Genomic DNA, 14,566 nt, shown 5'->3' with positions numbered 1-14,566 from the left:
CATCGGTGCGGTTTGGTACTTTGTCCATCATTACAATGCCTCCCTACGGTCTTAACCATTACTATGCACTACTACCTATAAGCCTTTATCCTAACGATGTCGAGGCACATCGGGAGCATCCCGCTTTTTAACTAAGCATACCTACCCATTTTAATCTCATTATTTAAATATGGGCGTTGCTGAACTAGGGTATGATGAAGTGGTCGTCGGAGCGTCACAAATCACACACATTTAAAAGGAATATTATGCAATGCCCGGAATGTCAGTCAACTCATATCAATAAAAATGGTCATAAAAAAGGCAAGCAGAATTATATTTGCGTCAGATGTAAAAGACTATTTATAAATGATTATCAATATCAAAAAGGATACTCGGAAGAAGTGAAACGCGAATGTCTAAAAATGTATGTTAATGGCATGGGTTTTCGAGCCATTGAAAGAGTCAAAAATGTGCATCATACTACAATTATTAATTGGGTAAAAGAAGCTGGAGAACTCTTGCGGTGATTGTTACGCAAAGAGAAATAGATCCCGAAGTGGGAGAATTAGATGAGTTACAAACATTTGTCGGTTCAAAAAAAAACTTGCACCTGGCTGTGGACAGCAGTAGACCATTTTAAGCCAGGTATTTTAGGATGGGTTTTAGGCGACCATAGCGCCAAAACTTTTGAACCACTATGGGATCTTGTTAGTAAATGGAACTGCTATTTTTATGTGACAGATGGCCCGAAAGTTTACCCAATTTTTGTTCCGCAGGGAGACCAAATTATTAGCAAAACTTATATGACAAGAGTTGAGGGTGAAAATACAAGACTCAGACATTACTTGGCTCGGCTAAAAAGAAAAACTCTTTGTTATTCTAAGTCGTCACAAATGCTAGGAGATTCAATTAAATTACTAATTCATTATCTGAAATTTGGAGATATTCCAATTCCCCATCAAAATCCAAGAAATCATTTTCGGCTCCAATCTCGCATTTTTTCTCGTCTCATACCCTGATTCAGCAACGCCGTTTTTAGATTGTCCAGAAATTCCCGCTATTTTAGCATCGTTCCAGCGAGTAATCTTCCCTTCAAAGATGCCTTTCATGGCATCGTTATTTAGCCTCAGATTGGTCACTCCGGGCAAGTGGTAGACAACTGCAACAGCGCCGCCAGCAGTCGGAACCGCCATGACGCCGCGCTTTACTTCGGCTATTTGCGCCGCCGTCATCAGCGCGTCGCTGCCTGCGAAATCAACAGTCCCTGCAATTAATGCTTTGATACCAGCACCGCTGCCAGTTCCTTCGTAGTTTACAGTAATTTGATTGGCACTTCTCATCTGAGAGAAGTAGCGATCGTAAAGAGGTTTAGGGAAAGTTGCCCCCGAACCGTTTAGTGTAACAGCAGCTACAGCAGAAGTAATCAACGAGAGCGAAAATGCTGCTACCGCTAGCGTAACTATAAAAGCACGCCGCCAACGTGTTGTGAAGAAAGTCATAATTTTCGTCCTCAATATTGATAGCAGGCTTTGGGAATCCTACATAGGATAGACTAAAATTCCTAACTAAAGACAGAGAAAACACTAAGGTCGTTTTAAATTATGATTAATATTAGATTAAGCTTTTAACTATTAATATATGGATGCAATAACACTAAGATAGTTTTAAATTATGGTTAACATTAGATTAAGTTTTTGACGGTTAACTGCGGTAAATTATAAAGAATATATTGATTGACAAGTATGCCTCTGAAACTAAAAGGTTGCTAGGTATGAAATACCAACAACTGATGATAGATTTAATTACTCAATTCGAGGGTTGTAACCCTCAACAACCATAAATAGAGCGAAAAAAAACGCTAATTATTAAAGTAGGAGGCTGCCGACATCGTAAGCTAACAGTTGCAGATGAAATTCTATTAACCTTAGTTAATTTGCACCCATGGCCGAGATTTAAAATGTTAGGGTACAATTTAATCTAAGATAAATAACAGCTAATGATATTTTTCATTATTGGCTAGGTGTTTTAATATAATTATTATCATCGACCCTCCTATAACAAGTAAAAAAAATGAAAGCGAAGGGTTATGGGTAAAAGAAATATTGAGTCAAGTGGAATTAATAGTAGATAGCTACGAGTAACCCCGTAAAAGACAACAAACTATCAAAAAAAAATGTTAGGAGAGGATTGCAAAAAATACATACATTTAAAAATAAACTAATCGTCCTTCCGTCGGGCAAAAAAATAGTAGATGTAGCGGTAGGAAAAAGTGGATAAACTACTGATATTAATATATGGCGCGAACGACAAAAGAAATTAAGAGATCGTAAACTCTTTCACGCAGATCAAGCTTATGTGGGATCATAGGCACTATTGACACCTTATAAAAAAACGCAAAACAAAGATTTAACTACCTAGCAAAAAACTGAAAATCGCGATCGGGTTCAAAAAATAACAGTTGTAGAGCAGATAATGAGAGTCGTAAAATTTTTCAGAGTAGTCGCAGAAAGATTGGGGGTAAAATCGGAAAATTATGAACAAGTAATTTTGACAGTATGTGGATTAGTGAGGTGGCGAAGAGGTGCGATAGTTCTGCTCACTTAAAGTGCAATTAAGTTAAAAAAATGAATTACAATAGTTGATTAAATAGGCTTGTTTTTATTGATTAATCTTTGAAGTCTTATCGCTTGTTCCCTTTGTGGCTGTTGACACCTGCAGTCAAACAACCACAAACGTTTCACATCAATGGTTTGGAAATTTTCGGAGATGTCTATTGAATGTGGTCTCAAAAAAATCCTGATTGCAGTCGTGAGTTATTGTGATGGCGGTTTCCTATATTTAGGCACATTTACTGATGCTTTGTCAGGTTTGAGAATAGCTATATTTTATAGATTTCTGCACTAGCTGGAAGAAAACATGGACGTACTTACTGTGTATAAAGCGAGTTCGGATTTATTTGGGCTTAAAATTTGTTTAAGCCCCCTTAAGTTAAAATCCACTAAGAAATTCTCAAGGCTGTTTCAGACATCGTAATGAAATTGCTAGCAAATAATTGCTGGTTAATTGGAATATCAATAATAAACTTTGCCCCGTGATTAGGGGCTGAAATACAATTGAGTTGCCCACCGTGTTTCTCCACTACAATCTGATGGGAAATTGACAACCCAATACCGATACCTTTTCCTAAAGGTTTAGTAGTAAAAAATGGCTCAAATAGGTGTGTGCTGATATCTTCTGTCATCCCCGACCCGTTATCATTAATCTGGATTACTACCCGATTACTTTCGGTAACTTCAGTGCGAATGACAATCTTAGACGGATTGGCTTTAATTTCACTTAACGGTCGCGTCGCATTGTAATCGTCTAGGGCATCAATAGCATTAGCGACAAGATTCATAAACACCTGGTTAAGCTGACCAGCATAACACTCTACCAGAGGCAGATTGCCGAACTCTCTGACCACCTCAATCGGAGGTCGATCGCCCCTTCCTTTAAGGCGGTTATGCAAAATTAACAGAGTGCTATCAATACCCTGGTGAATATCCACTGGTTTCATCTCAGATTCATCTAAGCGCGAGAAGATTCGCAGCGACTGAATAATTTCGCGAATACGGTCTACACCTACCTTCATTGAAGTCAGCAGTTTGGGCAAGTCTTCAACCAAAAACTCCAATTCTATCTCGTCTATTTTATTTTCTATTTTTGCTCCCGAAACGGGGAATTCCTGCTGATAAAGATTCACAAGTTCAATCAGACTTTTGGTATAGTCATGGGCGTAAGAAAGATTCCCAAAAATAAAATTAACGGGATTATTGATTTCATGAGCTACACCTGCCACAAGCTGACCTAGAGAAGACATTTTTTCGCTTTGCACAAGTTTAGTCTGGGTCAATTGCAATTCGCGAAAAGCTTTTTCTAAGCATTGAGCTTGGGTTCGTAATTGAGCTTCCGATTGTTGCAATCCCGCCTCTGCTTGCAGACGCTCTTGAATCTCCTGTTTGAGCAATTGATTGGATCGGAAAAGTTCAGCCGTCCTTTCCTCAACTCGCCTTTCCAACTCCGATGTCAGCTTCAAGAGCGAGGATTCCGCTTTGACACGCTGTTCGATTTCTGCTTGCAAGCACACATTTTTCTCTAAGAGTTTCTTCGACAGGTTGCGGATCTTCATGTGGACATTAACGCGAGCTAAAACCTCTTCGTGCTGAAGAGGCTTAGTGATATAATCAACCGCACCAAGACTCAAACCTTTAACCTTATCCACCGTATCAGCAAGAGCCGTCATAAAAATTACGGGAATGTCTCTCGTTAAATCATTGGCTTTCAAACGGCGACAAGTTTCAAACCCATCAATTCCGGGCATGAGCACATCCAACAGGATCAGATCTGGCGCGGCATATTCAACCTTCTGGAGAGCACTTTGACCATCCCTAGCTACCAATACTTTGAAGCCAAAATCCGCCAAAAAATCGAACAGAACACCTAAATTAGTCGGGGTGTCATCTACGATTAAAATAGTGCTTTGTTCGGGAAGTTGGTTATTCATTATTTTGCAGTCCTATATTTCTTAATAAACTCCAAGATTTGTTGTTCTTCAAATCCTTTCACTAACTGGCGTAGATGGGTAGCAAAGGGCCCCCATTGCTCATTGAGTTGTTCTAACTTTGTAGCTTGCTCCCCAATGGCTCGAAGATCGCCCATCATCGCTAGATTGAATAAAACGGCGATTTCCTCATCGGGCGGAGCTACAATTTCAGAACTTAGAGATTTTTTTTCTTCTGCTGGTTTCCTAATTTCTTCCAAAGTTTCTTCATAAATCCATTCTAACCCTAAATGAGTACATAGTTTTTCTAAAAGCTCCTCTATTCGTATGGGTTTAGGAATAAAATCATTGCAACCTACCTCGGCGCTTTGTTGTCGATCGAAATCAAAAACGCTGGCAGAAGTAGCAATCACCACTAAATTAGTCTGAGCTGGTGATTTCCGAATCCGGCGGGTCGCTTCTAAACCGCTCATTACTGGCATCATCAAGTCCATTAAGATACAGTCGGGTTTAAACTCCTCCACCTTGTTTAAACAGTCATGACCCTCCGTTGCTTCCAGAATTTCAAATCCTAACGGCTGAAGCATTCCCGCGATGATCGAACGATTCTGCCACTTGTCGTCAGCTATGAGAATTTTTCGCTTTCGGCCTTTGAAACCAACGATTGTGTGGGCATTGGCTTTGGCTGCATTAGTCGCCCATTCCGATACCTCTGGCAAATCTAAATCGAAGCAGAAAACGCTCCCTTGTCCTAATGTACTATTCACCTTTATTTCACCGCCCATCATCTGGACTAATTGGCGGCTAATTGCCAGTCCTAATCCTGTTCCTTCAACTTTGCGGTTGGCCTCTCCTACTTGGTGAAAAGGCAAAAATATGTCTTGCAATTGCTCTGGTGCCATACCCACTCCGGTATCTTCCACTTGAAACCGAATCTTGCCATCCTGATATCCTACTTTGAATGCCACTCCGCCTTTTTCGGTAAACTTAATCGCATTGCCGAGTAAGTTAATTAAAACTTGCCGCAATCGTTTTTCATCACCCTCGACAGCAAGAGGTAGTTTGGTAATTGGCTCGTAAATCAGGGAGATTCCTTTTTGTTCTGCCCGAATATTGCAAATTTCAGCGATGCCTTCCAAAAATTGTGAGAAATGGAAATTACTCAAGTGGATTTCCATTTTTCGGGCTTCGATTTTGGAGAGATCTAAAATATCGTTAATTAAGGTTAAGAGGTGTTCGCCGCACTGACTAATCACGTTCAGACCATCTTTTTGCTGGTCAGCCAAGTTTTTTTGTCGTTTGAGAATTTGGGTGTAACCTAAAATGCCGTTGAGCGGCGTTCGGAGTTCGTGGCTCATATTAGCAAGAAACTCACTCTTGGCAGAGTTGGCGGCTTTCGCTAATTCTTCTGCTTTTTGTAAATGGATATTTTTTTCTTGTAACTGTTGCGTTCTTTCTGCCACCTTCGCTTCTAAAGTAGCGTTGGCTGCTGCCAAATCGTTATAGAGACGGGCATTTTCAATTGAAATAGCTGCTTGAGAAGATAAAACTTGTAAAACTTCTAAACGGTCGGGAGTAAAAGCACCCGTTGTGAGATTATTTTCTAAGTAAAGAATGCCAGTAAGTTTTCCTTGATGGACGATGGGAGTACATAATACTGACTTGGGTTTTTGGTTGACGATATAAGTATCCGCCGTGAAGGTTCCCTCACAACTCGCATCGTTTAATACAACATTTTCCTTAGTTCTGGCAACATAGTTAATCAAAGATATGGGTAGTTGCTGGCTGTTTTCCACTGGTATTGTTTGCAGAAATTCTACATCGCTATCTACAGTTCCATAGGCTTCAATTAGTAGATTTCCAGCTTTTTCTAAAATGAAAATGCCACTTTGAGCACCCGCATTCTCGATCGCAATTTTCATCAATTTTGCTAACAAATTAGTCAACACAATTTCGCCAGAGAGAGCTTGAGAGGCTTTGATGACAGTCGCTAAATCTAGAGATCCTGCACTCCCTCCACTCGTCGAGGTAGTGTTCATTGTGACCTGGCTACGTTGAGTTTCTGGCTTGGCTATCCGGGAAAATATTTGAGGATATCTGGCTTCCAAATCTTTGACTATAGCTTTAGCTCCCCAGCGACTATATCCGTAGTAAGCATCGGTTAAATAAATCCGAGCAATTTTATCTTTAGCGCCGGAAAAATAAAACTCTGCGGCCAGTTCGTTAGCTAATGCTTCTTCTTGAATATATCCCTGTTCTTTGGCTCCGGCTATGGCGCGATCGTAATAATCGCTGGCTTCTAAAGGTTGTCCCAAAATCCGCGCTTTTTCTGCTTCTACTAAGTCATACTTGTGCTGAAAATTGCACGGCGCGTGGAACGCCCAAGTCTTCATTTTTTCTTGATTAACTGCTACTACGTTTAGATATTTTTCTTTCTCTTTTGGCGAGGCTTTTGGATACAGTGCTAGGAGGGAAAGAGAATGGTAAAAGTTGTCGATACTCATGTGGATTAATCCAGCACCCATGCTGGCGTATTTTAATGCTAAATGAGCAATCTTCACTGTTTGATTAAACTCTTTAAATAAATAAGATAGCATCATTTTGCCGGCATAATAGGCATAGAGCAAAGTCCCATTATTAGAAGCTATAATTCCTGGCAGTAGTTCTTCTTCATTAAAGCTTGCACCTAGTAAATGGTATTTGTCTGAGCTTTTGCCCAGTAAATTGTCAACTATTTGCTGGTGAACTTTAACGAATAAAGTATCATATTCTTGTTTGAGCTGAATGGTCATACAAACATATTTTGCCTGTTCTTGCTCAAGTTTTTGTAGCTCTCCCCCGCTAAAAAGTAAGTGATTGCAATAATTTGCTATACTGTGACAAGCATATTCTATATCTCCAGTTTCTATACCACTTTGAATTGCCTCAACCAAAGATTCTAGGGTTGCCTTAAGCGGATCTTTCCAAAACCTTGCCAGACAATTAAATATACAAATTATTTTGGATTTAAGGGTAAGTGCGTTAAATTGTTCTAGTAAAAAAATAGCTAATTTGCCAAATCGATATCCAGAATCTATGTCTCCTAATCCTCCACAGAGTAACACTCCATACCAAAGATAAGCAAAAGCAGACTCAGGCGAATTTCCATACTTAATAGACAAGGCTATTTTTGTATAAAGAATTTGCGGAAACATCGCAGGATTTACAATAAAAGCTGGTGTTATAATAAGATTTAATATTCGCATAGCTGCGAGTTTATCGGGAGCTGTCATTGTCGGCAAGTTAGCTAAATTATCAACTATCAGTTCTTGAGGTGGTTCTGGCTCTAAGCTAATTCCGAACATTTCCAGAACGGCGAGTCCATTATCTATAGCTGATATTCTCCGATTTTGAGACATCTCTAATTGAATTATAAGTTCGTAGACTTTGCCTTTTTCCAGAAGGGTTTTCGATTGTTTCAGGGTAGTCTCAGATAACTGTTGCGCTCGCTCATAATTAGTGTTTATATATTCAGTTTCTGCTGCTTCCAGATGGAGGTTAAACGTCAGCTCATATTGACTCTCCCAGCTATTATCGGGGAGTAGTCCTAAACCCACATTCAAATATTTGACAGCCGACTCATAAGCTGTGGCAGCTTTAGCTTTCTGTCCGGCGATCAGATTCAGTTCTGCCAACTCATATCTTTCCACCTCTAAAGTGATTAAATCCGTTCCATAATTTAGTTGGTTAACCAGTGCAAAGATATTTTCTTTTCGTTCTTCAGGCGTTGTGGAATTCAGCAGTAGCTGACCAATTTTTCGGTGAGTTTCTTTTTTCTGCTCGTCGGGTATCAGAGAATAAGACGCCTGTTGCACTCGGTCATGCAAAAACTTGTAGGTAACATTAAACTGATCCGTTGAGTTTTCTGTAGATATTTCCGAGTCAAATAGCAGGGGGATTTTGTAGAAATTATTTAGTGGCAGAACGAAACCAGCTTGTAGCGCTTCCCATAAATCCCTTGCCGTCTCTGACTGAGATTTTTTATTAGCAATTGCCAAAACTTCTAAACTAAATTTATCTCCTATACAGGCAGCTAATTTTAAGACATTCTGCGTCGGGGACGATAGCTTTTGAATTTGGCTGACCATCAATTCGACGACATTATCGCTGAGATCAATGCCTTGAAGCAGTTGTATATCCCACTGCCAGCAAACTCGATCGAAATCAAAGGAGAGGAGTTTGTCTTGATAAAGGGATTTGAGCAGTTGAGTTAAGAAGAAGGGATTCCCCTGGGTTTTCTGAAAAACTAACTCAGCCAGGGTCAAAACTTGGGAAATTTGACTGCGAAGGGTTTCGCTCACTAATTGGTTAACATGAGATATATCCAAAGGTTGGAGGATAATATTATTTACTATCGCCCTGGTATTTTCAATTTGCTCTAAAGTATAAATTAAGGGATGAGTGGCACTGACTTCATTATTCCGATAAGCCCCAATTAATAGCAGATATTTACTATCTGGATCGGTCATTATTAGCTGAATAAGCTTAAGCGAAGCTGAATCTGCCCACTGCAAGTCATCCAAAAATATCACTAAGGGATGTTCGGCTTTACTAAACACCTGTATAAATTTTTGAAACACTCGATTAAATCGGTTTTGAGATTCCGTGGGTCCCAAAGTCGGAACCGCAGGCTGTGGATCAATAATCTTTTCTACTTCGGGAATAACCTCAATAATAATTGACCCATTGCCACCAAGTGCTTCGAGAATTTTAGCTTTCCAACTTGCTATTTGAGCCGAATTTTCCGTGAGCAGTTGCCGCATCAATCCTTGAAATGCTTGAATTAGAGCAGCATAAGGAATATTGCGTTTAAATTGGTCAAATTTACCGCCAATAAAATACCCTCTCGCTGCCACTATTGGTTTATCAACTTCATTAACTAAGGAAGATTTGCCAATACCTGAATAACCGGAAACTAGCATCATTTCCGTTGTCCCACCACTGACGCGAGCGAAGGCTTCTAACAAACTAGCAACTTCTATTTCCCGTCCATAGAGTTTTTGCGGAATCAGAAATTGGCTGTAGGAATCTAGTTGACCTATAATAAAGTGGGAAATCTCTCCTGAAGAAAGCATCTGCTGGCAGGTTTCTAAGTCAACTTTTAGTCCAAAAGCGCTTTGATATCTATCTTCAGCGGTTTTAGATAATAATTTCATTACAATTTCAGAAACTGCATCCGGGATTTCGGGATTCAGCTTTTTAGGTTCTATTGGTGCTTTAGCGATATGGCAATGAACGAATTCTAGGGGGTCTTTTGCGGAAAAAGGTAGCTTACCCGTCAGCATTTCATAAAATGTAATACCGAGGGAGTAAAAGTCGGTGCGGTAGTCCACCGATCGGTTCATTCTGCCGGTTTGTTCCGGCGACATATAAGCGAGAGTTCCTTCTAATAAGTTGGGATTTGTGACGGTTTGATTTTCTCGCTCTAAGAGAGAAGCAATGCTAAAATCAATGATTTTTACTTCCTTTGTCTCTGGGTTAATTAGGATATTTTGGGGCTTAATATCTTTATGGATCACATTACTATGATGGATCTCTCCCAGAGTGTTTGCTAACTGAATGCCGATTTTGAGAAATGCGTTTATAGCCAAGGATTGATTTTTGAGAAAATCTTTTAAAGATTGACCGCTAAAATTTTCTACAATCAGCGCTAAGCCGTTATGGTAGTTTTCTAAGCCTATGGGCCTAACTATTCCTTCACTGTCTAAATGTCTGAGGATTGTATGTTCGTGTCTTAAGCGGGAAATTTCTTCGATTGTAGGATGCTCAGCTTTGAAGGTTTTGATAATTGCTGAGGTTCTATCAATGTCTTTTGTGCCGCGATAAATAATAGTATTGACACTTTCGTAAATAGCTTCGCTTAGGTTGTAACCGAAAAAGCTAGGGATCATGTGTGTAATTTCACTGATTATAAATTGAAGAGCAGGCTGTATCTAAGTAGGTATACTGATATTTGTGGCAGACTTAAAAAAATCTTTAATGCACTATAAATAAGTATAATCTAAGCTTTTTAAATATTTTTTGAAGTTTAACAAATCTAAATATAAAAAAAACTAATAATTATACCGTAGAAACATTTATAGGCTTTCTCATAAAGATTAGGTACAATAAAAGCAGTGGCTAAACCAGCTCATAAGATTGGACGATGTAACTTGATTCAATGCAAACTATATCGCTTTTCATAATTATTGATAATTTCAACTTTGTATGATCAACTTACCAGGAGTAATAAGTCGATCTAATCGGGGATAAATCTATTAAGTTTGTCCGGTTATATTAAAGTTTTAAGTATTTATTTATAAACAGTAAAATTATAGATCTAGCACTGATGCAAGACATCCTTTTTTTCACTCTTTGTAGTAGTAAGGTGCGCAGGCAATTTCGGCTGTTATAAGATACAATAGCAGCAATTAGCTTTCTCAATTTCTTAAATGTTAAGAATTCATTAAGTTAAGGGCAAGTGCAATTATTGTATCAATCCTGGACATAGTAGTTGCAGGAAAACGCCGGAAAAAAGATTTGAATTGTGATGCCAAAATTTCAGGGGGTAGAAAAATCGGGATAGTATGGGGATCAACAAATAACACTCGCATCGATAGGTTCAATCCTTCGCACAATTAATGCTATTTTATGGTGGGATTTTTTTAATAACTACTACAGATATTGGTCATAATTGAGTACATAAAAACTGTAAAAAAATATGAATAATCCAGATTAATTAATTATTTAGGGTTATTAATCGCAGCACTTTGTGAAAAATAATTGTGTTATGAATGGATGTAGTTATAATTTCTGAAAACAGCCATACATTGTCGTCATACTCACCCAATTTTCTGTCTTCTGTGCAAATAATTCATATAACTCCACCTAGGTAGCATCTTGACGATCGGCTACCAGTGCTTTTACTTCTGCTTCTGCATTTTTTAGAGCACTGAATTGCGGTTTGCCTCTATGTTTCGGCTCGAAACTTCCATCGGCTTGTTGTTGCTCGATCCTATTTGGAGACGAGACTTTTACGCTTCATAAAATCTGGTGGCTACTTTTGTAATTGACATCTTTTCTGCCAAAGGTGCAGTCACTATTTTTTCTCGGAGAGCTAGGGAATATGCTTTCATTAGCTTTGCCTAGCAAATGATATTTTATTTTTATTTATTGTACTGCATAACAGCGGGAACCGCTGTATGTCGTTTGGATGCCAAAAATGCGATGCCATTTGGGGCGACCATTTTTATTTTGATGCTATATCCGAAGCTTGGTAGGGTTATATTCCTACCATCGAACACAACCTGCAAATAACCTTACCTCACCTCTTTAACTTAGATTCACGGCCTGACTGTTTCTATTCACCAACAGGGAGTTTTTGCGGTTGAAAGAGTAACAACATGAGCCAAAGTTGAGAGCGATCGCCCGCCGAAAACTCTACAGTCAGCCGCGCCGACTGGGTAAGTTGGGTTCATAGGCGATCGCTGTCCCGAATGGCGAGGCTGCGTTGACGGCGAGCGTCAAAAATCCCCATCGCCCCATGAGGGAATAGCTTTTTGTATAATGCACTCTTGACACAGACGATAAAACTTGTACACCCTATAGTTAAAAATGAAACAAAACAACCAACAACGTGCTACTGCCAATAAAATCAAAAAATGGATTCAAGCAACCTCAGATGTTGAAAAAGCTCGATTTGCTCTACCGATAACCAGGCTGACGAGTATCAAAAGTCTGTGCGTTGATGAAGTTGCTGCCGAAAAGTTTGCGCTTTACATAGCTCAACGAGTAAAGCTGCAGATGAATCAGGCTACTTGTCCCGAACACTTCATCAGTGAAGAATGGGAACAGCAAAAACAGTTAGTGAATGAAGCAATCACGCTCATGCAAAGTTACTTAGAAAATCCCACTTACGAAAGCCGGCAATCTCTCAGAAACTTATTCAAAGAAATTGATGGGTTGCAAGGGGAGGACTACCGCAATTTCAGGTGGACAACAGTACGCTTTGTCCGCAGTGGAGATTTACTCAAGCTAGAGTATGCGCTGCGCTGTTTCGTAGAACCAGATTTTCCCTATTGGGCTTACAAACTAGCAGCAGAATATGTAGCACGTTATACCTTGCATTCTGGTTCAGGTATCGTTGGTGAATCTATCCCCTTGTTGTTAGAAGTCGCAGAATTTTGGTGTCAGTATTATTTCAATCAAAGTTTGAGTGAAAAATTTTATGATGAGGGCTTACCCTGTGTTCTGCCCAACCAATGAGAATGTCCCGTATTTACTGTATCTGTTTTTAGGGATTCTTAATAAACCCAGCACTTTTGGCGATCGCACTTTTTGAAACTTCAGGAAACAGTGCAGAAAGAGGTGATGCAATTGGCAGTAACGTACAATGCCCTGCATTGCGCTTTTGTTACCCGTACCCTCTGTCAAATGGAAGAGCGATCGCACTTTTTACAACAGCAGCAGGATACAAGAAATAACTAAAACTCGAATCTGTGTTTTCAAAAGCAGGGACTACCTAAAATCTCATATCACGTGAAAAAGGAACAACTACAACTTCGCCATCTCCGCGTATATCTGTTGTATGTTATCTAGTTTTAATAGACTTTTTGACATCCTGCAAAAGTGCAGACTGAGCCATATAAACATACTTATGGATAAGTACAGATCTAGTGGAGACAAGTTCTAAGTAATTAATAAGATGGCTTCAGTATCCAACTAGCGACGAGCGTTCATACACAACGTGGACTGACAAGTTGAGGCACATTAGAGGCAACGTCGGAATTTTCCTGGTTTGCTAGGTAAACTATAAATATAGTAATCCCAATTTTTAGAGGACTGGAAAATGGATGCAATTACTGACCTGCCGGGGTATCGCATAACAGAACAACTGTATGCAGGATCTCGCACTCTAGTATATCGCGGTGTTCGGGAGAGCGATCGCACTCCAGTCGTCATCAAACTGCTGCGGAACGAATACCCTAACTTCAGTGAATTGGTGCATTTTCGCAACCAATATACCATTGCCAAAAATCTCAACCTCCCCAGTATTGTTAAACCCTTCGATTTAGCACCCTACAAAAACGCCTATGCTTTGATAATGGAGGACTTTGGAGGAGTCTCTCTGTCTACTTATCTCAAGGCAGCAACCGATCGAAACCAACCCGATAAATCTGGAGCTTTAGAAAACTTTCTCAAGAAGGCTTTGCAACTAGCAGAAATTCTCCACTATCTCTACCAAAACCGAGTTATTCATAAAGATATCAAACCCGCCAATCTCCTGATTCATCCCGATAGCAAACAAATTAAACTCATTGACTTCAGTATTGCTTCTCTGCTGCAGAGAGAAACCCAAGAAATCCATAATCCCAACATCCTTGAAGGAACCTTAGCTTATCTCTCCCCAGAACAGACAGGAAGAATGAATCGAGGTATTGACTATCGTAGTGACTTTTATTCTGTTGGTGTGACCTTCTATGAATTGTTGACAAGACAGTTACCCTTCGAGTCAGACGACCCTATGGAGTTAGTGCATTGTCATCTAGCTAAACAGCCGATTCCGATCCACGAAATCGCTCCAGCAGTTCCCCTAATTTTATCCCAAATAGTCAGTAAACTGATGGCGAAGAATGCAGAAAATCGCTATCAGACTGCATTAGGACTCAAGCACGATTTAGAGATTTGTCTGGAGCAATTACAAAAAACAGATAACATTGAGACGTTTGCATTGGGAACGCGGGATATTACAGACCGTTTCCTCATCCCCGAAAAGCTCTACGGCAGAGAAACTGAAGTTGATAATTTATTAGCGGCTTTTGAACGAGTCAGTGCGGGCAGCACCGAAATGATGCTAGTGGCAGGCTTTTCCGGCATCGGAAAAACCGTTGTAGTCAACGAAGTTCACAAACCCATTGTCCGAGAGCACGGCTATTTCATTAAAGGCAAATTCGACCAGTTCAATCGCAACATTCCCTTTTCGGCATTTGTGCAAGCATTCCGCGATTTAATGACACAATTGCTCAGTGA

At 39.8% G+C, this 14,566-nt stretch carries 6 protein-coding genes and 1 pseudogene; 4 read left to right on the top strand and 3 right to left on the bottom strand.

What is annotated here, in order from left to right:
• The first annotated feature begins 191 nt into the window (after positions 1-191).
• A pseudogene (locus QUB30_RS31490) lies at positions 192-998 on the top strand (IS1 family transposase).
• Here the strand turns inward: QUB30_RS31490 and QUB30_RS31485 are convergent.
• The 3 genes from QUB30_RS31485 to QUB30_RS31475 form a co-directional block, all read right to left on the bottom strand.
• Positions 897-1,478 carry a substrate-binding domain-containing protein gene (locus QUB30_RS31485; RefSeq protein ID WP_333341937.1) on the bottom strand — a complete coding sequence of 194 codons (582 nt, stop codon included), beginning with the start codon at positions 1,476-1,478 and terminating at the stop codon, positions 897-899. The pseudogene QUB30_RS31490 and the gene QUB30_RS31485 sit on opposite strands and share 102 nt — an antisense overlap.
• Before the next feature lie 1,499 nt (positions 1,479-2,977).
• Complete coding sequence (locus QUB30_RS31480; protein ID WP_333341934.1) at positions 2,978-4,522, bottom strand: response regulator; 1,545 nt, start codon at positions 4,520-4,522, stop codon at positions 2,978-2,980.
• Positions 4,522-10,449 (bottom strand): AAA family ATPase, encoded by a 5,928-nt coding sequence (locus tag QUB30_RS31475; protein WP_333341932.1) that lies wholly within the window; start codon positions 10,447-10,449, stop codon positions 4,522-4,524. Before QUB30_RS31475 ends, QUB30_RS31480 begins: the two co-directional genes overlap by 1 nt.
• Positions 10,450-12,151: 1,702 nt before the next feature.
• On the opposite strand from QUB30_RS31475, the gene QUB30_RS31470 reads away from it, so the two are divergent.
• The 3 genes from QUB30_RS31470 to QUB30_RS31460 form a co-directional block, all read left to right on the top strand.
• Positions 12,152-12,802: a hypothetical protein gene (locus QUB30_RS31470; RefSeq protein ID WP_333341930.1), complete on the top strand. Its 651-nt coding sequence runs from the start codon at positions 12,152-12,154 to the stop codon at positions 12,800-12,802.
• Between the two features lie 72 nt (positions 12,803-12,874).
• The gene (locus tag QUB30_RS31465) at positions 12,875-13,024 is read left to right on the top strand and encodes a hypothetical protein (protein ID WP_333341928.1); all 150 of its coding nucleotides are present in this window, start codon (positions 12,875-12,877) and stop codon (positions 13,022-13,024) included.
• Between the two features lie 361 nt (positions 13,025-13,385).
• A partial coding sequence (locus tag QUB30_RS31460) for a protein kinase domain-containing protein (protein ID WP_333341926.1) occupies positions 13,386-14,566 on the top strand: 1,181 nt, incomplete at its 3' end.

It is taken from the genome of Microcoleus sp. BROC3, from assembly GCF_036702515.1.
Classification (GTDB): domain Bacteria; phylum Cyanobacteriota; class Cyanobacteriia; order Cyanobacteriales; family Microcoleaceae; genus Microcoleus.
This window is presented reverse-complemented; position numbering and strand designations above follow the sequence as displayed.

Bases quoted from the DNA above. Each gene is read 5' to 3' on its own strand.
- QUB30_RS31485 (WP_333341937.1), bottom strand. From the start codon at position 1,478: ATGACTTTCTTCACAACACGTTGGCGGCGTGCTTTTATAGTTACGCTA.
- QUB30_RS31480 (WP_333341934.1), bottom strand. From the start codon at position 4,522: ATGAATAACCAACTTCCCGAACAAAGCACTATTTTAATCGTAGATGAC.
- QUB30_RS31475 (WP_333341932.1), bottom strand. From the start codon at position 10,449: ATGATCCCTAGCTTTTTCGGTTACAACCTAAGCGAAGCTATTTACGAA.
- QUB30_RS31470 (WP_333341930.1), top strand. From the start codon at position 12,152: ATGAAACAAAACAACCAACAACGTGCTACTGCCAATAAAATCAAAAAA.